Source organism: Gilliamella sp. LMG 34359 (assembly GCF_984569085.1).
Map to the genome: position 1 here is coordinate 2,075,408 of NZ_OZ474906.1, position 22,298 is coordinate 2,097,705.

Annotated in this window: 21 protein-coding genes and 1 tRNA gene; 8 read left to right on the forward strand and 14 right to left on the reverse strand. The window is 33.5% G+C overall.

Annotation, left to right across the window (positions count from 1 at the left end; translation table 11 throughout):
- Positions 1 to 99: 99 nt before the first annotated feature.
- The 4 genes from AC5LXV_RS09655 to apt form a co-directional block, all read right to left on the reverse strand.
- Complete coding sequence (locus AC5LXV_RS09655) at positions 100 to 1,983, reverse strand: beta-glucoside-specific PTS transporter subunit IIABC (RefSeq protein WP_493466288.1); 1,884 nt, start codon at positions 1,981 to 1,983, stop codon at positions 100 to 102.
- 4 nt (positions 1,984 to 1,987) lie between these two features.
- Positions 1,988 to 3,436, reverse strand: a complete 1,449-nt coding sequence (locus AC5LXV_RS09660) for a glycoside hydrolase family 1 protein (protein ID WP_493466289.1) — start codon at positions 3,434 to 3,436, stop codon at positions 1,988 to 1,990.
- Positions 3,437 to 3,762: 326 nt separating this feature from the next.
- Positions 3,763 to 4,599: a PRD domain-containing protein gene (locus tag AC5LXV_RS09665; RefSeq protein ID WP_493466290.1), complete on the reverse strand. Its 837-nt coding sequence runs from the start codon at positions 4,597 to 4,599 to the stop codon at positions 3,763 to 3,765.
- Positions 4,600 to 4,788: 189 nt separating this feature from the next.
- A complete protein-coding gene (gene apt, locus AC5LXV_RS09670; RefSeq protein WP_110433582.1) occupies positions 4,789 to 5,334 on the reverse strand; it encodes an adenine phosphoribosyltransferase in 546 nt (181 codons plus the stop codon).
- Between the two features lie 263 nt (positions 5,335 to 5,597).
- On the opposite strand from apt, the gene AC5LXV_RS09675 reads away from it, so the two are divergent.
- The 3 genes from AC5LXV_RS09675 to AC5LXV_RS09685 are packed head-to-tail and all read left to right on the forward strand — an operon-like array spanning position 5,598 to position 9,068.
- Positions 5,598 to 6,935, forward strand: coding sequence for a vWA domain-containing protein (locus AC5LXV_RS09675; protein ID WP_493466291.1), 1,338 nt, complete (start codon positions 5,598 to 5,600; stop codon positions 6,933 to 6,935).
- A gap of 2 nt (positions 6,936 to 6,937) precedes the next feature.
- The gene (locus tag AC5LXV_RS09680; RefSeq protein ID WP_493466292.1) at positions 6,938 to 8,404 is read left to right on the forward strand and encodes a sensor histidine kinase; all 1,467 of its coding nucleotides are present in this window, start codon (positions 6,938 to 6,940) and stop codon (positions 8,402 to 8,404) included.
- On the forward strand, positions 8,385 to 9,068 hold the full coding sequence (locus AC5LXV_RS09685) for a response regulator transcription factor (RefSeq protein ID WP_493466293.1): 684 nt from the start codon (positions 8,385 to 8,387) through the stop codon (positions 9,066 to 9,068). The genes AC5LXV_RS09680 and AC5LXV_RS09685 overlap by 20 nt, the downstream gene beginning before the upstream one ends.
- A 190-nt stretch (positions 9,069 to 9,258) precedes the next feature.
- Here AC5LXV_RS09685 and AC5LXV_RS09690 read toward each other — a convergent pair whose 3' ends face one another.
- Positions 9,259 to 10,317, reverse strand: a complete 1,059-nt coding sequence (locus AC5LXV_RS09690) for a bifunctional transcriptional activator/DNA repair enzyme AdaA (protein ID WP_110423521.1) — start codon at positions 10,315 to 10,317, stop codon at positions 9,259 to 9,261.
- Between the two features lie 350 nt (positions 10,318 to 10,667).
- On the opposite strand from AC5LXV_RS09690, the gene AC5LXV_RS09695 reads away from it, so the two are divergent.
- Positions 10,668 to 11,318 (forward strand): DUF421 domain-containing protein, encoded by a 651-nt coding sequence (locus AC5LXV_RS09695; RefSeq protein WP_493466294.1) that lies wholly within the window; start codon positions 10,668 to 10,670, stop codon positions 11,316 to 11,318.
- Between the two features lie 82 nt (positions 11,319 to 11,400).
- Here the strand turns inward: AC5LXV_RS09695 and ispE are convergent, their stop codons facing one another.
- Both ispE and lolB read right to left on the reverse strand, forming a co-directional pair.
- Entirely contained in the window at positions 11,401 to 12,243 is an 843-nt protein-coding gene (ispE, locus tag AC5LXV_RS09700; protein WP_493466295.1) for a 4-(cytidine 5'-diphospho)-2-C-methyl-D-erythritol kinase, read from the reverse strand.
- A gap of 11 nt (positions 12,244 to 12,254) precedes the next feature.
- Positions 12,255 to 12,875: a lipoprotein insertase outer membrane protein LolB gene (lolB, locus tag AC5LXV_RS09705; RefSeq protein ID WP_493466296.1), complete on the reverse strand. Its 621-nt coding sequence runs from the start codon at positions 12,873 to 12,875 to the stop codon at positions 12,255 to 12,257.
- A gap of 157 nt (positions 12,876 to 13,032) precedes the next feature.
- Between lolB and hemA the strand changes: the two genes are divergently transcribed.
- The 3 genes from hemA to AC5LXV_RS09720 all read left to right on the forward strand — a co-directional run bounded on the left by hemA (position 13,033) and on the right by AC5LXV_RS09720 (position 14,984).
- Positions 13,033 to 14,304, forward strand: a complete 1,272-nt coding sequence (hemA, locus tag AC5LXV_RS09710; protein ID WP_493466297.1) for a glutamyl-tRNA reductase — start codon at positions 13,033 to 13,035, stop codon at positions 14,302 to 14,304.
- A gap of 34 nt (positions 14,305 to 14,338) precedes the next feature.
- Positions 14,339 to 14,623: a DUF1289 domain-containing protein gene (locus AC5LXV_RS09715; protein ID WP_493466298.1), complete on the forward strand. Its 285-nt coding sequence runs from the start codon at positions 14,339 to 14,341 to the stop codon at positions 14,621 to 14,623.
- 118 nt (positions 14,624 to 14,741) lie between these two features.
- The gene (locus AC5LXV_RS09720) at positions 14,742 to 14,984 is read left to right on the forward strand and encodes a zinc ribbon domain-containing protein (RefSeq protein ID WP_110433572.1); all 243 of its coding nucleotides are present in this window, start codon (positions 14,742 to 14,744) and stop codon (positions 14,982 to 14,984) included.
- Positions 14,985 to 15,115: 131 nt separating this feature from the next.
- On the opposite strand, the gene AC5LXV_RS09725 is transcribed toward AC5LXV_RS09720, so the two are convergent.
- Entirely contained in the window at positions 15,116 to 16,051 is a 936-nt protein-coding gene (locus AC5LXV_RS09725) for an alpha/beta hydrolase (RefSeq protein WP_493466299.1), read from the reverse strand.
- 374 nt (positions 16,052 to 16,425) lie between these two features.
- Here AC5LXV_RS09725 and AC5LXV_RS09730 point away from each other — a divergent pair.
- Positions 16,426 to 16,512: transfer RNA gene (locus AC5LXV_RS09730), tRNA-Leu, on the forward strand.
- A gap of 54 nt (positions 16,513 to 16,566) precedes the next feature.
- Here AC5LXV_RS09730 and AC5LXV_RS09735 read toward each other — a convergent pair.
- From AC5LXV_RS09735 to AC5LXV_RS09760, 6 genes are all read right to left on the reverse strand, one after another.
- Entirely contained in the window at positions 16,567 to 17,280 is a 714-nt protein-coding gene (locus tag AC5LXV_RS09735; protein WP_493466300.1) for a hypothetical protein, read from the reverse strand.
- A gap of 14 nt (positions 17,281 to 17,294) precedes the next feature.
- Positions 17,295 to 17,999, reverse strand: a complete 705-nt coding sequence (locus tag AC5LXV_RS09740; protein ID WP_493466301.1) for a DUF5058 family protein — start codon at positions 17,997 to 17,999, stop codon at positions 17,295 to 17,297.
- Positions 17,996 to 18,511, reverse strand: a complete 516-nt coding sequence (locus tag AC5LXV_RS09745; RefSeq protein WP_110433568.1) for an L-2-amino-thiazoline-4-carboxylic acid hydrolase — start codon at positions 18,509 to 18,511, stop codon at positions 17,996 to 17,998. The genes AC5LXV_RS09740 and AC5LXV_RS09745 overlap by 4 nt, the downstream gene beginning before the upstream one ends.
- A 46-nt stretch (positions 18,512 to 18,557) precedes the next feature.
- On the reverse strand, positions 18,558 to 19,790 hold the full coding sequence (locus tag AC5LXV_RS09750; RefSeq protein ID WP_493466302.1) for a M20 family metallo-hydrolase: 1,233 nt from the start codon (positions 19,788 to 19,790) through the stop codon (positions 18,558 to 18,560).
- 21 nt (positions 19,791 to 19,811) lie between these two features.
- Positions 19,812 to 21,077 (reverse strand): L-cysteine desulfidase family protein, encoded by a 1,266-nt coding sequence (locus AC5LXV_RS09755; RefSeq protein ID WP_493444678.1) that lies wholly within the window; start codon positions 21,075 to 21,077, stop codon positions 19,812 to 19,814.
- 315 nt (positions 21,078 to 21,392) lie between these two features.
- A complete protein-coding gene (locus AC5LXV_RS09760; protein ID WP_493461412.1) occupies positions 21,393 to 22,187 on the reverse strand; it encodes a helix-turn-helix domain-containing protein in 795 nt (264 codons plus the stop codon).
- Positions 22,188 to 22,298 lie beyond the last annotated feature (111 nt).

Below are 22,298 nucleotides of genomic sequence, written 5' to 3' on the forward strand. Positions count from 1 at the left end.
TTATTGGTTTTGTTGTTTTGCTATAAGAAGGATTTGTAAAATCTACAAACCCTTAAAGTGAATCGTGTTGTTATTGATAAAAGATAGTTTTAAATATCATTAAAACAATTGCATTAATTTATCTTTATAAGATACTTGTGCTGAATCAGTTATATCTATTTTCTCAAATTGTTGATAATTAGTTATCACGATAGGCGTTAAGAGGTTATACCCCTCACTTTTTAAACGATTAAGATCGAATTGAATCAATTTATCACCTTTATTCACTTTATCTCCGCTATTAACTAAGGAAGTGAAATATTTACTTTCCAATTCGACAGTTTCCAAACCGATATGGATAATTAATTCCACCCCTGTATTGGATGTTAAACCGATGGCATGTTTAGTATGAAATAATACGCTAACTACACCATCAAATGGTGCATAGACAACATTATCCTCAGGTTCTATAGCCACGCCTTTACCTATAATTTCTTGCGAAAAGGTAGGATCAGGTACTTTGTTTATTGAAACTACCTTTCCGCAAAGAGGGGAACAAATTGTGATTATTTTAGCATTTTCGGATTCTTTATCTATTTGATCATCAGTTTTCTGGGATTCTTGCAGATCGCATTTAAAAGCTAAACACAAAATAAAACTGCTTATTAAACTCACCATCCCTCCAATGATAATTGCATATAAACTATTTTTATCACCTTGCGCAGAAATATAGGTAGGAAGAGCAAATATATTTGGTGCAGTGAATGCAAAAGTCTTCACTTTTAATAAACTCACAATAATCCCTCCAATTGCACCGCCGATCATTGCTGCATATAAAGGTTTCTTGAGTTTTAACGTAACTCCATATAATCCTGGTTCAGATATACCAAAAAAGGCAGATATTCCGGTGGATAGCGCAATGGATTTATTTTTTTTGGTTTTGTATTTAAAGAAAACAGCAAGTAATGCTCCAGTTTGTGCAAGATTGCTGATTAGTGCAAAAGGGAGCCAGAAATTATCGAATCCATTTGTTTCAATACTTTGAATTGCAGCAGGCATAAATGCATAATGCATACCGGTCATGACTATTAATGGATTAAAACCAGCTAACAATCCACCAGCTATCGGTCCTGAAACTGAAAATAAACTAATTAATCCTGTTGATAACAGTTCTCCTATATAAAAACCTAAAGGAGCCAATATAATTAACATTATTGGTACAGTGATAATTAAAACTAATAGTGATTGAAATATAGGAACCAATAATTTGGGGAGTATTTTTGCCACAAATTTATCAATATATCGCATTAGAAATACAGCAAGTATAATAGGTATAATTGATGAACTGTAATCCATATATGGTAATTCTAAACTCATGAAATTAAGAGGCGCTAACTTGTTTAATGAGCCAGAAATCAAAGCTGGAGCCATTAAGACACCAGACAAACAAAGTGCCACATATTCATTAACACTGAATTTTTTGGCACTCGACACAGCTAATAAGAATGGTAAAAAGTAAAATGCTGAATCTCCAATCCATTTAAATACTAGAAAAATACCACTTGTTTCAGGAAATAATTGACAAGTTGTAATGATTGAAAGCACCACTTTCATCATTCCAGCCCCAATAATAGCGGGAAGAATTGGCGAAAAGATGGAGGTAATAGTTTCAATAACGTTATTGATAATGCTTTTAACCGTTATTGGGGATTTTTCATAATTTGACAAACTTAATTCATCAAGTGGCTTTTCAAGATTATCTTTTAAGAGATTGCTTATTTCTTTTGTTATAACATCAACATTTTTGCCGATTATGATTTGGAACTGTGATGGAGTTTGTTGGATATTAATTACTGCCAATAAACTTGTTAATTTATCTTTCTGAATTAAAGTATTGTCTCTCAAATTGAATCGAATCCGAGTCATACAATTCCATACTCGTATAATATTATTTTCACCACCAACATAATCAATAATTTTTTGGGCTAGTTCTACATTATCCATAGGGTTAGTCTCCCAAGCATGCACCATTGGTCGCTATTACATTTTTATACCAGTAGAAAGATTGTTTTCTATAACGTTTTTGGCTGCCATTTCCTTTATTATCAATATCAACAAATACAAAACCATAACGTTTTTCCATCTCTTGCGTAGAAGCGCTTACCAGATCGATTGGTCCCCATGCACAAAATCCAAAGATCTCCATGCCATCTTTTAAGCACTCATTCACTGCTATTAAATGTGCTTGTAAATAGGCTATTCTGTAGTCATCATTAACTGTCTCATTAATTAATTTATCATGCATTCCTAGTCCATTTTCAGCAATTAATATTGGTTTTTGATATCTATCCCAATAACATGATAAACAGTTATACAACCCTTTAGGATCTATAGCCCAACCCCATGGGGTTGCATCAATAAATGGGTTTTTCTTTGAAGAAGCGTACGAGGTAGAAAACTCTTTCGATTGGTCAACTGATACCATTTGTGAGAAATAATAAGATATTGCTAAGAAATCTAAAACGTTATTTTGTAATAGGGTCTCTTCCGATTCTAATATTTCCACGGCTAAATTATTCTCTTCAAAATAACGTCGAATATAACCAGGATATTTGCCTCTAAATTGCACATCAGTGTGATAATAATTTAAGCGATTATGTTTTAACGCTAATAATACATTGTCAGGATTGGCATTTTCTGGATAAGCTGTTAAGTCAGCTAACATAGAACCAATTTTTACATTGTATTTTTGTTTTGTTGCATATTTTTTCAGTAATGCACTTGCAACCATTTGATTATGTACACCTTGAAATTTAGATAATTCATAATTATCAGTTTTATCAATACAGGTACCAACAGATAAAAATGGTTCAATATGTACCAGGTTGATTTGATTGATCGGGATCCAATATTTTACTTTTGCATGATATCTATCTAATAAGGTCTTTCCAAAAATTTCATAAAGTTCAATCGTTTTTTTATTTTGCCATCCGCCTAGTTCTTCCGTGATATATAATGGAATTTCATAATGTAAAATTGTTATTATTGGTTCCATGCCATTTTTAATAATTTCATCTATTAAATCATCATAAAATTTTAGTCCTAAATCATTAGGATGTGAGGTATCAATTGTAGGGTAAATTCTTGCCCAATTAATCGATATTCGTAATGTCTTAAATCCCATCTCTTTTAAGTATTTAAGATCGTCTTTATAAGTATGATAAAAATCGATGCCATGTCGTTTTGGGTAATAACCTTCTTTATCTAGTTTGGCAAATTCAACTTGTTTGGATGTCATATCGCTTGAATGTAATTTTGAGTTTTCTTTATCTGGATTGTATATAAATAAATCTGATAAGCCGATACCTTTACCGTCTTCGTTCCATGCGCCTTCAATTTGATTTGCAGCTATTGCGCCGCCCCATAGAAAATCATTGGGAAATAATGTGTTATTCATAGTTTAACTCCTTAAGTTTGATCAAAAAAAATACCTAAAGCACAATGCACAATCGCATCCACTTTAGGTATCGCCTATATTATTTTCTAGTAACAATCCGTTAAGTTGATTAGTTTAATTTTAGTGTTGCTAAACTCTTATCAAGCATAAGTTCATCCAACAAAAATACTTGTTGTTGAACTTTGATATTGAGTCCAAAAAAAATACCTAAAGCACGACATAACATTGATATGTCCACTTTAGGTATCGCCTACATTTTTATGTAGTAACAATCCTTATATTAAATTATTTGTAGGTATCGCCCATATTTATCTATGGTCACAATCCTATTGATTGGTTATTCTATATAAATAAACGAAAAGATAAAACCTTTCATCTTCAGATATATTAATATTCTGTTTATTCTTAATATAGCTGACAATTTTTTTTACGCATTCATAACATTGATGATCTTTCTGTTTTAAATCATCAAAAAAAAATGAATCGTTTTCCCGTTCATTATATTGATTTTCACTGAGAATTCTTTCAATAAATGTTTTTAAATGTGATAAGAATCTATCATAGTAGACATTATTTTTATTAAGTTCAACTGAAAAATGAAATTCGACAATCTTTAAAATATCTTTTACCATTCTTGGAACAGTTTGTACTTCAAATTTGGATGATAATAGATTTTGTTGACCATTAACCAAATGTAAAGTAATGAAAGTTGCTTCATCATCGTCAAAAATAATATTTTTCTTTTCAAAGATTAAATTGACAATTTTTTTGGAAGTTGAATACTCTTTAGGGTAAATTTTTTTAATTTCATTTCTTAATGGGTTTTTAACATTTTCTCCGCGATTATTTCTTAATATGGCATGATATAGGTGATCAGATAAGGAAAGTAGAAAATATTCATTAAACTTATAGCCTAGATCATGCTCTACAAATGCGATAATTTCTTGGGTAAGTTCTAGATATTCTGAAGGTACGTCGGAGAGGGTATTAATTAGTATATTTTGGTTACTTTCAGTAAGTACAAAGGTTTTTTCGATTTTGTTTTCATCAACAACATCACCTTTGCTTACTCCAAAGCCTAAACCATTTCCCATTACTACAACTTCATGTCCATTTTTATCAACGACAACTGCGTTATTATTAAACTTTTTTAAAATTATCATAACATTCACCCAAGCAATACTCATTTGAGGGATAAGACTTACTCCTATTTATAGTAGCAAATAATAGCTATATAACTAGAGATTTAATAAATTTATTTATATACAAATCGAGAAATATGAGTGATGTTAGCGTAAAAGGGGATTGGTGTTTAATTTTTTAGGGCGACAGCTCGCCCTAAAAAATAAGTGTTATTCACCGGCGAAATCGACTAAGGTATAACAATTAATGCCCATTTCGGTTAATTTAGTTTTACCATGTAAATCAGGTAAATTAATGACAAATGCGGCATCTTCAGCGATCCCACCCGCTTTTTGGATTAATTTTGCAGTAGCGGCAACAGTGCCTCCGGTTGCAAGTAAATCATCAATAATTAAAACTCTTTCGTTAGGTTTGATCGCATCGCAATGCATTTCTAAGGTATCAGTACCATATTCGAGTTGATACTCTTCTCTAAATACGTTACGCGGTAACTTATTCGGTTTTCTTACTGGTACAAAACCAACGCCTAATGCTAAAGCAAGCGGTGCGGCAAAGATAAAACCACGCGCTTCAGTACCTACAACTTTATCGATTTTTTTATCTTTATAATGTTCAATTAAAAGATCGACAGCGGTTCGAAAAGCGATTGGGTTCTCAAGTAAACTGGTTATATCACGAAACAAAATACCTTGCTTAGGGTAGTTGGGGATGGTGATAATACTATTTTTAATAAGTTCAAGTTTTGATTGAGTCATTGTAAATGTTCTCTAACTATTCTCTTTAAGAGCGACTAATTTTTTATTATATACCTTTGCCCTTTAGACTGGCAATAAACAAACAGTTAACGCACCGTAAAATAGCGAGTTTGCTTAGTTTCAGTACTAATAGGGAGATTTTTTAGGTATTATTTTATCAGGTATATTTTTTTACAACTTTTTACAAATAAATACATTAATTAGACAGTTTATTTGGCAATTGGTGAATAATTAAATAAACTTTACAAAGGAAGGGAAACACAATGAAATTTATTAAACTATTTGCCATGTTAGGGCTTTCAGTCTGTAGCTTATTTAGCCACGCTGAACCAATTAAACAAATTCAAGTTCGTTCAGAATTGTCTTCACCAATTATTCTAGAAGGTAATCCAGAAGCAAATTACTTAAAAATCTCGTTAACTGGTCAAAAAGTTGATACCAACAAACGGGTACCGCTTAATTTAGCTATTGTTATTGATAGATCAGGTTCAATGGGTGGCGATCGCATTAAAAAAGCGAGAGAAGCAGCTATTTTTGCGGTCAATTTGTTGAATGAAGAGGATACATTATCTATTGTTGCCTATGATAACGAAGCAGAAGTGATTGTTCCTGCAAGCAAAGTAAAAGATAAACAAAAAATCATTCAACTTATTAATAAGAATGTTATTGCCGGTGGAGGAACGGCCCTATTTGCCGGTTTGAGTAAAGGAATTAAGCAAGTTGAAAATCAGCTTACCAAAGATAAAGTTAATCGTATTATTTTGCTCTCTGATGGTGAAGCTAATGTTGGACCAAGTTCTGTCAATGAGTTGTCTGAGTTGGCAATTATTGCAGCGAAAAAGAATATTGCGATCACTACCATGGGGATTGGCTCAGGTTATAATGAATTATTAATGTCATCGATCGCCAGTTATAGTGATGGTAATCATGTATTTGTCAATAACTCATCAGAGCTTGAAAATGTGTTTGTTCACGAGTTTACTGATGTAATGTCCACAGTTGCTCAAGACGTTGTTATTACTATTCAATTGAAAGAGGGTGTTAAACCAGTGCGTCTACTTGGTCGCGATGGGGTGATTAAAGGGAATCAAGTCACGGTTAAAATGAATCAACTGTTTTCAAATCAGGAAAAATATGTATTGTTAGAGGTGCTTCCGGAGGAAGGAAAAGTAGGTCAAAGTAAGACATTAGCTGAAATTGATTTAAAATATGATAATTTATTGGTCAATAAAGCGGAACATGAAACTCAATTGGTTAGCATTGCTTATACTGACAATAAAAAATTAGTTCAAGATTCTATAATTCAAGATGTTTTAGCTGAGTCAGAAATACAGAAAGTGACTCTTGCGAATGAAGAAGCTTTGTCGCTTTACGATAAAGGAATGCATGCGGAAGCAGAAGAAATGCTTATGCAAAATAGTAGTAGACTAGCATCATTTTCAAACATGATGATATCACCTTCATCAAAAGCAAGAATAAATAGTCAAATTGAGAAAAATAATATTATGGTTGATGCAGTTAAAAATCAGGATAGCAATGTTTCCCGTAAAATAATGACTGAGCAACAATTTCAATCCAAAAGTAATGTAATTAAAAAATAGTTATGAAAAAATTAACAACGATTTTATCTTTATTGGTATTAATGGCATTTATCAGCTATTTAGGTTGGCGAAGTGTCGAGCATGAAGTTTTGTTGCGTGAAAATAATGAAACCTTACTCGTGAAAAGCCGTATAAATAATATCAAATTATCGATTGAATCGTTGTTAAATCAGCGCTTATCTTATCTAAGTAATTTGGCATCACAAATTGATAACAACAATGATAAAGCTGACGATTTATTAGCTACGCAAGCTGATATTAAGAATATTTTCATCGTCAATAAAAATAAGATTTTATTTTTAAGTGATTTTGATGATTCTCAGTGGCATAAGTTGGTTGAATCAATTGCAATGGACAATTCGGTTCTGTTTAAGCAACAAGATCATTCTGAACAATTTGAACCAAGTTCTGGTTGGTATCAAATGTATAACCACTTAATTTATTGGTCAATTAAGTCGGATAATATTATTGGTTTTGAACTTTCCAATATCAAATTTTCATTTGATGTTATCAGTTTATTAGATAAACAAGCTTTTGAGGATAATTTTAGATTATCCGACGGTGATAAACAGATTTATAGCAATGGGGAAATTTTTGATAATGAAATTTCGATTGTCCTTGATTATCCCTTGCAAAATTGGCATTTAACTTATTATTATCCCTCACCAAACTTAGTTAATTTATATCTGCTAGGTGCAGGTGTTATTGGTTTATTCCTTATTGTTCTGCTTGGACTTATTTGCTACGCCTATCGAGAATATAGTCGAACTTTGCGTTTAGCAAAACAGCAGGTGAGTTTTGTTGGGCAAGTTTCACATGAATTTAAAACTCCTTTGACCAATATCACGCTATATTCTGAAATGTTATCCGAGTATTTAGAAGATGAACCAGCGCCAATTCCAGATTATCTACATATAATCAGTGCTGAAAGTAAACGACTAACTCGATTGGTGCAAAATGTGTTAACTTTTAATAAACCTAATAGCGTAAATATAAGATCGGTTGATTTAACCTTACTACTTAAGCAGATATATCACACCTTTAAACCTATTTTAGCAGCTAAATCATTACAGCTTAACATCACTAAGCATGATAGTGATTGTATTGTCAATACTGATGAAGATTGTGTAATGCAAATTCTCAATAATTTTTTGAGCAATGCCGAAAAATATGCTGCAAATGGTAAACAAGTTGATTTATCTTTAATCAAATCTGGAAAACAGGTGATTATTACGGTTCGTGATTATGGAGAAGGCATTGCCAATCATTTATTGAAACAGATTTTTGAACCATTTTACCGCGTCAATTCGTCGATAACCGAAGGGGTTTCTGGCACAGGAATAGGTTTGACGATTGCTAATCAGTTAGCAAATCAGATCCACGGAGAAATTAAAGTTATCAATCAAAATCCAGGGATGGCATTTTCACTTATTTTAACGGAGCAGGGAAATGAAAATCTTAATTGCTGAAGACGATAAGCATATTCTTAATGGTATGGCAGATCTGTTAGAAAAAGAGGGCTATACGATTATCAAAGCGGCTAATGGTAAAGTTGCACTTCAACTATTTAAACAACATCAACCCGATTTTATTATTTTAGACATTATGATGCCCGAGCTTGATGGTTATTCTGTTTGTCGTGCTATCCGTAAATTAGATGAAGATGTGCCAATTTTATTTTTATCCGCTAAAGATGAAGAGATTGATCGGGTAATTGGTTTAGAACTTGGTGCTGATGATTATATGAATAAGCCTTTTGGTATTCATGAACTTAGAGCGAGAATCAAGGCTATTGCTAAACGTTATTTAAAATTAAAAAACGCTAATACTTCCCAAGAGGATTATTTTCAATTTGGTGATTTAAATGTTTATCCTACTGAATTATATGCAAAAAGGAATGATCAGATTATTGAATTAACATTGCGCGAAATTAAGATTTTGCAGTGTTTATATCAACATAAAAATCAAGTTGTTACGCGAGATATGCTTTTTGATTATGTATGGGGATATGACTATTTGCCTAATAGCCGAACACTCGATCAACATATTTCAAAATTGCGAAAACAAATTGAAATTAACCCAACGATTCCAATTTTAATCAAAACAATTCATGGGATTGGTTATAGGCATTAAAGTTGCCATACACATTATTGATCTGAATTTTGCGCTGTTTAAAGTAACCGCTCAGAAGTAAATTACGTTAATTCTTGTTAGATGTAACTTGGCATCAGATCTTTCTGAAAGTTTATATCTCTAAAAATTTAAAACTTTTTTAATTGAGTTTTGGGTATTGACTAACTGATAACTATTTTTTGAGTAATTATCAGTTCTTCCGATTTTTATTTTCATGTTCAATTAACCATTTTTTTCTCTCTAATCCGCCGCCATAACCCATTAGCTCACCATTGGAACCTATTACTCGATGACAAGGAACAATAATAGCAACGCGGTTATTACCATTTGCGCTGGCTACTGCTCGAATTGCCAGTGGATTATTAATTCTCTGTGCTTGCTGTTTATAAGTAGATAATTCGCCATAGGGAATTTGTTTTAAGCAATCCCAGACGGTTTGTTGAAATAGGGTACCAGGTGTATGTAAGGCAACGGTGAAGTGAGTTCTTGTTCCGGCAAAATATTCAGCAATTTCAACTTTAACTTGTTGGATATGTTGATTTTCGCCAAAAATAATCTTCATTTTAAGTAAACTTTGCAGTTGTTCAAATTCTGTTTCTAGCATTCTTCGATCGACAAACTCTAATAGGCAAATTCCTTGATTGGTTGCGCAAACAAACATAGGGCCTAAAGGTGTTGTTAATCTGTCGATTAATATGACGTCTTGTTGATTTTCTGCTGAGGGTGACTTTTTCATAATTTTTTTATAGGTATAACCAAAGCCACTTAACGAGTTGTAACCCGTATCAAATGCAGTATTGATTACGTTTTTTCCAGATTTTAATTCTTGAAATGCATGGTTAATTCGGTACATTCGTTGATAAGCATGGAAAGTAATTCCATAATGTTTTTTAAACCAACGGCGAATAGTTTCAGGACTTAAGTTATTTTGCTTTAATTGATAATCAGTGATCTTTTCTTTAGGATGATTATTAATCATTGCGATGGCTTTAATTATCTCTTCGGGTGCTTGATTAGCATTTTCGGTTGGTTTGCATATTTTGCATGGTCGATAACCCGCATCAAGTGCAGATTTGAATGAAGAGAAAAATTCAACATTGGCAAATTTCGGTTTTCTGGCTCGGCAAGTCGCAATACAAAAAACCGAAGTAGTTTTGACGCCAACATAAAAGATCCCAACATAACTGTGATCTCTTTTAAGTAAAGCTTGGTAATAAACCTCTTTTTGCTTAGAGTTAGTTATTAACATCTTATATATCTTCTATAATAATTTCGCTACATGGTTAATTAAGCTTATTAAAAATGACAGTAGCTGTGCAACCGAAAAATTGACAACTATTTTTATTTACTCTGTTGACTAAATATTTTAGCTGTTTAATAAAAATCGATTGCTAAAATAATCAATATCCAATCTAATATTGATGTATCACTCATTATTACGCATATTTTTAGCCATCAAAACTGAATAGTTATGCCTTTATTTACCGGTATTGTGGTTAATATCTCGTCTAAGCACTAAAAATTTTTATCCATTTGCATTATCAACTTTAGTAAAAATTGTTTTTATTGCCTAGGGTATTTAACATTTTGGAGAGTACTATGCTTAGTTATCTGGATTTTCTTATTATCGCTATGAAGTTATTAGTTGTGTTTATCTGCATTGTGTTATTTTTAAAAATAACCGGCAAGACTTCACTGTCACAAATGTCGAGTATTGATTTTATAGGGAATATGATTTTAGGTGGCATTGCTGGTGGCATTATCTATAACCCCAAATTAACTATCTATGATTTTATCATGGTATTGTTGATGTGGACGGCAATCATGTATACCTCAAATTATCTAAAAAAACGCAGTCAAAATGCTAAGGCATTTATTGTTGGTAATCCAATAATATTGATGGATCAGGGTAAATTAAAATTGGATGCCTTCACCGCAATAAATTTAGATCTGGCCAGTTTTGCCGTACTGTTAAGAATGAAAAGTGTTTTTAACATTCATAGTGTCGAGAAAGCGATTTTGGAACCGAATGGACAGTTATCAATCGTCAAGAAAGGGGATAAAGATATATCGGTTATTGTCCTAGAAAATGAACAACCGGTTGACAATATTCTAGAACAACTAGGTAAAGATGAAAAATGGTTAAAAACCGAGTTGGCTAAACAAGGTTACAAAAGTTTCGAAGGGCTTTACTGTGTTGAATATTATGATCATCACTTGTTTGTTATTCCTAACGATGCGGTAAGTTAACCTTAAATTTCTAATTTTTAGAATAATTAACCATACAACTTAATTCGATTTGTATGGTTAATTAGGGGGGCGCTAAGTAAAATTAGTGGTCTGCATATAGTGGTGAGGTGTTTAATGACTTAGCTATAAAGCTATTAACAGCCAAAGATTTAAGTTCATTTTGTATAAATAGTGCTTGTTCTTCAGAGTCACAACGCGTGAAAACACAAGCACCTGTGCCAGTTAATCTGGTTGGTGCAAATTGCGACAGATAAGCGATAAGTTGATCGACTTGAGGATAACATTGACGTACGACATTTTCACAATCGTTACTAAGTTTATCAAAAGGGATAGCCATAAGCTGATCAATAGTTCGTACCTGTGTATCACGATGCAATTTGGGATGATTAAATACTTTAACGGTTGAAATTTCAATATTAGGGTAGCTAACTAAATACCAATATTCAGGGATAGCAACTTGTTGAAATTGATCGCCAATACCTTCAGCAAAGGCGGCGTGACCATAAATAAAAATAGGTACATCGGCACCAATTGAACGACCTATTTTCATTAATGTCTGTTGTTTAATATTTAAATTCCATAACTGGTTTAAGGCCACCAGAACTGTCGCCGCATTGGACGACGCACCACCCAGCCCGCCACCCATTGGGATTATCTTCTCGATAGCGATATCAACACCAAGTTGGCGGTTGTTAGCATAGGATTTTAATCGCTGAGCGGCAATAGTGATTAAATTTTTAGCCTCAGGAATATGGTCAAATTGAGTTAATAATCTTATTTTACCATCATTGCGCACAGAAAAAGTTACCTTGTCACAAATATCAATAAATTGAAATAAGGTTTGTAAATTATGATAATTGTCTGGGCGGCGACCAGTAATATATAAAAATAAATTTAATTTAGCCGGTGATAACCAATGATTCATGCTTGTATCCGTTATTTCAAAGACCATTTAATAATTTTTAAACGAATAAGCTCATCACCTTGTGAAAGTTCAATGATCGCCGGTAAATCAATATTCTGATTTTTAAAAGTATAAGTTGCATAGCTTGGGATCTTCAATTGCCATTTATTATCATTCTGCATAAATGAAGTGGTTACAAGTCTCCCTAAACTGTCTAACTTATCGAGTTGACTGTCATTTGAAAAGCCTTTTAACCAATTATGTAGCGAGTTAAGCGGGATGTTGATGTTAGATACTTTTTTCATTAATTGCTCAACATTAACATCAGTGTAATATCCGCCACTTTTATCGATCATTTCGGCATAATCCGGCTTAGATTTTAATGTTAGCACATTGGTGCCAACTGGAGTCGTTAGTTTCACTTCATAATAATCGGGCGATTGTTGGTCAATTAAAAAACGACCATAGCTCTTCGTTGCTGTTCCGGTGTGGGCAATGGTGCCAATAACTCGGAATGAATTAATTTGTTCAAGAATTTGTCGATGGTTTTGCCATTGTTGCTCAATAGATGTATTAGTTTGATGTTTAGTTGATTGACATGCGGTAATCATTAGTGGCAATATTAAAAAAAGGGCAAATTTGATTTTTGTCATAAAATAACTCACAGGTAGTTATGGTCCAAAGAGGGAGTTATTATAGCTGATAATATTACGAATAAGAAAAGGTAACTGTCATTAACCTTTATAATTTTTTTGGCTATAATAAGCAATTTAAGACGCTTTAATAAACTATTATAAAAGAATCAAGGCAATGTCTATTACAGTATTAGGTGTAAATCATAAAAGTGCGTCTGTCGCTTTAAGAGAAAAAATCGCTTTTTCTAATGAGATTATTGATAAAGCATTATATAGTCTCTATCAGCATCCTCTAGTTGATGGATGTGCCATTTTATCGACTTGTAACCGTACCGAAATTTATCTAAGTTATGAACACGAGGCTGATTTTATTCGCCTAAAGCAATCTGTGGAAAATTGGTTGGCCCAGTTTCATCACATTGATCTGGCGGTTTTTCAAGACTCGCTATATTGTTATGTAGATCAACAAGCGGTGGAACATCTTATGTCTGTCGCTTGCGGTATTGATTCATTAATTATTGGCGAACCTCAAATTCTTGGACAAGTGAAGCAAGCTTATTGTTTCGCTCAACAAAATAATTGTTTGTCAGCTCAACTTGAAAAACTTTTTCAATCTATTTTTCATGTCGCCAAAATTGTTCGCACCGAAACTAATATTGGCGCCAATACCGCTTCAGTGGCTTATGCTGCCTGTCTGGTTGCCCGCGATCTATTTCCTAATACCGCTGAGTTAAGTGTAATGCTAGTAGGGGCAGGTGAGACCATAGAACTTATTTCACGATACTTAAAGTCACATGAATTTAAACATATTATTGTGGCTAATCGTACCCGCGAGAAAGCCCTTAAATTGACGTCAGTTATTGATGCTGAGATCATCTCTTTACCGGATATTGCTAATCGACTTAAAGATGTGGATATTGTGATTAGTTCAACAGCTAGCCCTTTACCCATTATTGGCAAAGGAATGGTAGAGCGGACATTGCATGAACGAAATGATAAACCAATGTTATTTATCGATTTAGCGGTTCCTCGTGATGTTGAATCTGAAATTAGTCAACTTAAAAATATTCATCTTTATACTGTTGATGACCTACAACAAACTGTTCAAAATAATTTAGAGCAACGAGTTATTGCCGCAAATGAAGCTGAATATATCATTCGTGAACAAGCCGAATTATATATCGAATGGTTAAAAACCAGACATGCAGTGCAATACGTAAAACAGTATCGGCATAATGCGCAAATCATCAAACGGGAATTGGAGTTAAAAGCATTAAATGCCATTAAACAGGGTGCCAATATTGATGAGGTGTTTTTTGAGTTTTCACATAAATTGACCAATAAATTAATCCATGCACCAACACAAATATTACTTGATGCGGCAACACATGATTGTGAAGATTGTTTTAAAGTACTAAGTAAAGGATTAGGTTTAGAAGATCTTTAATAGACCTTATTGATCATCATAGGAAGATGTAAAATTGGATCAAATTGAATTTTTTGCCATACAAAGCCCATGTAGCCGTGTATGCGAAACGGATAAGCAAGGTTACTGTATCAAATGTTTTCGTTCTCGAGAGGAAAGATTCAATTGGTTAACATTTTCAAATAGTCAAAAACAGCAAATTTTGCGATTATGCAAACAGCGATCTTTAAGGCGTCGTTATCAATTAGCGCAGCAACATCGACAGCAACAACTACAACAATTACAACAACAAAATAGTTTATCAAATACTCAATCGGCACAAATGGATTTTATTTTTTAATATTAAAATATCTATTTTCTTATATTACTTGTATTCCCGCCAAACTCGGAGTAGCATTTTTAACCACATTATGGCGATTTATTTTAATTACCATCGCTAACTAATTGGGATTTAAAATATGAAAATGTGTATTGCTTGTGGCATGCCCATGACTTCACTTGGTGATTATCCTTTGCATGACTTGTCTAAAAATTACTGTAAACATTGCGCTCATAATGATGGCACAATGAAAACGTTTGATGAGAAATGGCAAGAAGTTGCACTGCGTTATGCTAATAATCATCATATCGATTATTCAATAGCTAAACACACTGCATATGTAATACTAAAAAAATTACCTGCTTGGAAACGAAAGTGGTAAAAAAGTATTTATTTTTTAACCTAGAAAAATTTTATTGATTAAATCTAATAATATTAGCTAAATAAGCAGCGTTGTCTGCTTATTTAGTAAATTCATTTAAACTAAATATTTAATTGAAATTAAAACCAATCTTAATCAATAAATCTAAAATCTTGCATTTTTTGGCTAATAAAGAGCAGCATGCCATCAAATCCAGAAGTCCAGTATGACCAGTCATGACCACCATCTCGAACAATATATGTGTAATTCATTTTATTTTTCCTTAGATTAAGACTTAATAAGGTATTACCAATAAGAAAGTCATCTTTAGAACCGCAATCAAGATAAAAATAGCCCTCTGACGCCAACTTATTTGATGTAGTATTTAAAATATCAAAATCTTCATAAAACTTATTATTTACTCTGCGTTCGCCTACAAGGTTTAAACCAAATGCTTTACCATAACGTCGATTATATTTATCCATATCCATTGAAATTATTTCTTCTTTGGTTCTTACAGCTCCACTTAAGGCCGCTGTTGCTTTAAATAATCCAGGATATTTTAGGGTATAATGAAGAGCGCCAAATCCCCCCATTGAAAGACCTCCGATAGCCCTAAATTTGGGTAAATTATTTACTCTGTAGTTTTTTTCAATTTGAGGCATGAATTCTTTGATAAACATATCCTCATAAAGATACTGCCCATCAGCATCGTTCATATAATAGGTATTATTTTCAAAAGACCCATTTCTAGTAGCATCAGGTGTGACAACAATCATGGGCGTTATCTTTCCAGAATTGATTAAATTATCTAAATGAGATTGTAAATTACCCTGAGTATAAGGATCGGTATGAATACCATCCGCACCGCCATGTAAAAAATAAAAAATAGGATAGGTTCTATTAGAACTATTATAATCTGGAGGCAAGTATACCGTGTAGTGAACATCGTTACCTAAAATTTGACTTTTGATTGTTTTACTAGAATCAATAATACCCTGTGATGAAAAACAGTTAGTCACATATAAAACAGATAAGACACAGACTAAAAAGATATTTTTTAAAAAACTACAAAGGTTGTATTTCATAGGATGATTCTCCTTTTTGATTAACAGATTGAGCAATCATATACCGCTGATAATCATTGTTAGGGAATAAAGATTGGATTTTTTGAACTCTGTCACATTATTATTAACCTAGAGCAATTTCAGATGGAATTATAGCATCTGATTAAAGATAATTTATTTGGCATAAATAAATATACAAAATCTGTTATTCAAAATATTGCTATATTGCTATATTGCCATCGGTTATAGAGACATATCTATCATATTAAACCTAAAGGAAATAAATGCTGATAATAGCTTGATTTTTAGACAAACAAAGCGGTTAATGATAATAATTGTTGCAGATATCACAAACCTTAGTATAATGCCCACGTTTACTTATTTACACTTCTAATGCCAGTGTGGCGAAATTGGTAGACGCAGCGGATTCAAAATCCGCCGCCCTTAAAAGCGTGTCGGTTCGAGTCCGACCACTGGCACCACTTCTTGTTTTACTCTGCTTAATAAAAATTAGATAAACTCTTTTTCATTAATAACTAACAGGATTCATCGACTATTTTCTTTGCACAAAGCATTTTTGCTAATATCATGCATGTTATTACGCAAATAATGATAGAAGCATAGCCTCCACCAAACGGTAAAACGGTAAATATACCCATTACAGCAAATACTTTGACAATAAATATCACTGGTAACGAACTTAGGGATAGTTTTGCAGGACTATTTAATAAGCGATCAGTGAAAAGTGCACCAAATAATGCTGGCAATAAATATTGTAAAGCGTCAAGAATTGGTTGTGGAAGTATTTGGATAATGACTTGTCCTGAAATAGCTAAAAATGTCATCAAAGTTAAACTAATAAAAGTTGAGGTTGAAATACCTATTGCCGAAATAATTGTTCCTTCTTGAGTTCCCAGTTGGTAACCGGCTGCATTTAATGCTTGTGTAGATGCTGGCACACGGACCTCTTTGGTATTTCCAGCCATATAAGAAAGGTACATACCGGGTACACCAAAAATTGATTGTAACGAAATCGGATCAACAACATACCAAGGTAATAAAATGGAAAACATCGAAACCATACCAGTAAAGATACTGTCTGAAGTAGGGTGGGCATCAAAGTAAAATAACAATACTAAAACAGGTAAATAAGCGACTAGTAAAACTAAACGTGTACACCATTTGCCCCGACTGACAATATACGGCATATAATCTTTATCAAAAATTTCGGTTGTGTTTATTTTTGTCATAATAGTTCCTTTATTTACTTAGCGATAACTGCCGCCGTCATTCCAATTACCATACAGATAGTTAATCCCCATTCTTTTAACCATTGAATATTAGCTTTGCGGTTATATAACACAATGGCCGTCATACTGATTGCTGAACAGATAATGGCAATGGTGTTAGCACCTAATGGATAAGCAAAGTTCATGGTTAGCGCCCCAAAGCTACCAATCATTGCTCCGCCGCCAATTATTGGGATTAAGTGTACATTTCCCCCTGACATAAATTTATTTACTTTATCCATACGATGCGCAAAGAAGGAGACAAAGAGTAGGAATGGCAAACCACAAGTTGTCATAACGATTGCCGTAGCACACAGATAATTTACATCCAGTTCACTATTACCTAATGTTATCCCCATGCCATCGGCGGTAAATGCAGCTTCCATCAAAGCATCAGCCACAGAGCCAATAAAATCAACACGCATCCATGCCATTGGCGCACCAACGTACAACATTAGGGTTAAAATTCCAGACAACATCATAAAACATGGTCCAATCGAGGCAATTGATGCCCCTCGGATAGCACTTTTAACTTGTTTATCGGTAATACCAATACTTTTAGCCGTTTTAACACTTTTACGAAAGAATAAAAATGCTTGTAGAAATACGAAAAAGAGAGCAGGAGCCGCAGCCAACCATAAAAGAAGACTATTGGCTATTTCACTATATTGTTCTGTCATGATTTACTCCCCTTGCAATCTTTCATTTTAAAACAGAAGGTACATACATTATCAGTAAAGAAGTGTTTCTCATGAATACACTCTAAGTTAGGGTTGTACCCGTAAGCAATTGCCGGATCAATCATTTCACAATAGAGCCAACCATATTTTTCCATTCCGGCTTTTTGGAATTCACTTGCAAATACACAACGCGTAAAATATTGTTCTACATAGCCATCCCCATAAGTATCAATACTTTCAAACTCATCACTACGATCCATGTCATAACTAATTAAATAATTATCACTATCATTTTTTTGTCCCCGAACATGAGCTCGCCGAGCAATATCCTTCCCGCGTTCAACACCAAAATTCCATACCCCTCGTTTAACGGCTGCTTCACCTTTTTCACCAAATTCCTCAACGATCTCTTTTGCAAGATGAATAAACATTCTGGCAAATATTTGATACATTGAGACAGGTTCTAAATCATCTGCAATTCTATTGCTTTCAATTTTATTGTTATTTTCCATTTTTGCTTCCTCTCTAAATTACATATTCAAGTTGTATGAAAATACTTTATTTCTTATCAAGTTGAATAATGGTGTTAAATAAAACATCAGTGCCTTTAGCCATATCTTGCCAAGTCACATTTTCATCTGGATGATGAGTAATACCTTTGTAGCAAGGAATAAATATCATGGCTGTAGGACATATCCCAGACATAATCATGGCATCATGACCTGCACCACTATTTAAATGGCGCACAGATAATCCTAGATCTTCAGCTGTTGCTTGTAGTAATTGTCGTAATCCGCTATCCATTACAACCGGATCTTTGAAAGAAACTTGTTTAACTTCACAAACTACATTGAATTCATCATTGATAATTAGCGCTAATGAGCTCACATGCTTGATGATATTATGTACAATCTTTTCATCACCAGAACGAATATCTAAAGTGAACGTACATTGATTTGGAATAGTGTTAGCAGAATTCGGGGATAGACTAAATTTGCCAACCGTCAAAGTGGCTTGTTCAGCATATTTGCGTAAAGTGTATTGGTTAAGGTGACTAACAAATTGACAGCCTGCAATACCCGCATCTTGGCGCATAGTCATCGGTACAGTCCCCGCGTGACCGGCAAAACCTGTGATAGTTATCACTAATTGTCCAATTGCTACAATATTATCGACAATGCCTATATCAGTTTTAGTCGCTTCAAGCACCGGACCTTGTTCATCATGTAGCTCTAAAAAAGCTTTGATGGTTTGGGGATCGCGCTTGGCTGAAATTGTCGTTACGCCGGTAGAGTACTGTTGTAAAATTTGGCGTAAGGTTTGTCCTTCATCATTTCTTAAACGATCTTTATCAACCTCATTTAACTCTCCGGTAATATACCGACTACCCAGCAAAACAGTACCAAAATGAGTACCTTCTTCTTCAACAAATGCCACAACTTCATAATTGTGTTTAAGTTGAATATTTTGCTCTGTTAGCATTCGCGCCACTTCAAGGGCACAAACCACACCAGCAATTCCATCAAAAGCTCCAGCATTTTTCACCGTGTCTAAATGTGAACCACTAATAATGCTTGGCAATGTAGGATGAGTTCCTTGCATTATTCCATAAACATTACCAACTTCATCTTCACGAATTGTTAATCCTACAGCTTGCATCTGTGCCTTTATGTAGTTAACCCCCTGACGATATCTGGGCGTTAACCCAATACGTGTGACACCACCATCACAAGGGTCAGATATATTGCGTAATGTTTCGATGTCTTGTTCAAGACGATTCTGATTTGCCATTTTTTCTCCTTGGTTAGCTAATTACTTTTCCAACATAATATTCAATATTTCTTTATCCGTTATACGCATGCCGTGATTGGCTAACTTGCCAACTGCTTTTACGGTTTTATCCAAACCTTGTTTAACAATTCCATCGCCATCGTGTAGCGCGTTATTTAACATTGCCATCTCATGGCTAGTAATTGCTGCATCAACACTTGCGGCGATTTTGGCAGCACAAGAGGCTTTTGCTCCATCACAAACCATACCAGATAGTGTTCCTAATGTATTAATAACAGCGTTTTCAATTTGTTCATCATTGCCATTCATCAAAAAAGTAATACCTGCCGCACTACCACTAGCTGCACAAACCACACCACAATAAGCAGAAAGTTTGCCAATATAGGACTTTTCATATAATGCAATGAGATTACTTAAAATAAGTGCTCGATAAAGTTGTGACTGCGAGGTTTTTAATTGATCGGCATAAACAATGATAGGTAATGAAACGGTTAATCCTTGATTTCCACTTCCGGAATTAATCATTACCGGTAAATCACAACCACTCATACGTGCGTCAGATCCTGCTGCTGCAAAAGCTTTAGCGCGGTTTTTCAGATCACCATTAGATGTGTTTAAAATTATTTTACCCACGTTAGCACCGTAATTATTGTTGATCCCTTCATTGGCTATACGTGAATTACACTCAATTTCAAGTTCTAAAAGATCGATGAGGGGGGAATAATCACAGAAACGGGAAAAATTGATAATGTCTTTAATAGTGATATTTTCTAATAGATTGGTTGGATGTTCGGTTAATGTTTCACTATTTTTAGATTGTAGAATTTCACCATCTTTACTAATTTTAACTACGTTGGTATGGCTATCTTGAATCTCAACACTAACCTTATTATCGCCATAAAAGGTACTTATAATAATATGTAAGGTATGGGGGCTTTCTAGTAATTTAATTTCACAAGGTATTGTTTCCCTAAGTTTTCGACACTGTTTGGCCTGCTCTTTGGTTACTTGTGATAATACTTCAAGTTTCTTATCTGCATCCCCGTAAAAAGCGCCAACTAAACAAGCAGTATCTATGCCTTTCATGCCATCAGAATTAGGTACAATTACACTTTTTACATTTTTGATCATATTACCGCTACATTCAGCGATGATTCTATCCGGTAGATGTCCTAAGTGTTTGGCTGCTAGGGCAGCGGCGTAGGCAATTGCAATAGGTTCGGTACAGCCTAATGCCAGTACCATTTCATCGCGAAGTAATTGAATTAGTTTTATATCATTAGTCATAATATTGCTCTCGTTATGTTGGTTTAACCATTAAAAGCAATTTTTATGCCAAACTGATATTACATATTCGAAGTTGTGAATAATTTATTGAATAATAAGCAATTTATTTTTATTCACAAAATTGTGATTATTCGAAGAAATATTGTAAATAGGATGAAGGTAAACTGAAATTTATTATTTTTAAGATTGAATAAGCGTAATGAATATATTAATTAATTGAAAATTAAGCTGTTTTTTTAAATTTAAAAATTCTTAAAAATGAGAATTGTCAATGAGAAAAATGTAATTCGATATAATTCTCTAAAAAATAATCAATTAAAAATCCCGTAACTGTTTGCGCAGTTCCATCGGGGACATTTTCATTAATTTTTTAAAGACCGAACTAAAAGCAGAGGCACTATTATAACCAAGCTCAAATGCAATAGATTCAATTGTATAATCTGTTGTGTTAAGTAACGATAATGATTTAATAATTCTTAAGCGTTGTTTCCATTCACTTAAGGTCATGCCTAATTCTTTTTTACTGTGTCGAATTAATGTTCTTTCAGTGGTATTAAATTGTTTAGCTAAATCCGGTAAAGATAGTGAAGAGTTTGGTTCTTTATCTAAAAACTGTAAAATCGGCTTTAGAATTCGATGGTTTGTCATAGGTAAATAACTAGCAACTTTAGGCATTTCTGATAATTGATCGACTAAAACTTGCAATAACCGTTTATCCTTATTCGATGTTAGATCGATCACTGATTTTTCTTGTAAATACCATAATATGCTACGAATTAACGGATTGAGGATTAGGATTGTTGGTTCAGTAGGTAATCCATCACAATATTCGGATAAAATATAAAGAGAACAATGCATAACTTCATCATCGTTAGAGGCGATATGCTCGATCCTTGGAGGTAGCCATAAACCATACTGAGGTGGAACTAAAAAATGTTTTTCATTAATTTGAATATTTAATACTCCCCGATAACAAAAATTAAATTCACCATAATCGTGTAAATGGTTAGGGTAAATACTATTTTTCGGCATAAATACAATTCTAGGTAAAATAGGTTCCGACAAACAACCTTTATAAGCAGGTAAAATGGATTTATTAACTGATTTCATTGTTACCTCTATCACATTAATTGTATTCAACTATTTTTATGGCGGTTTTGCGATATATAATGTCTTGATTTTAATATATTGAATTTAACAAATAATGAAACAATGATCCAG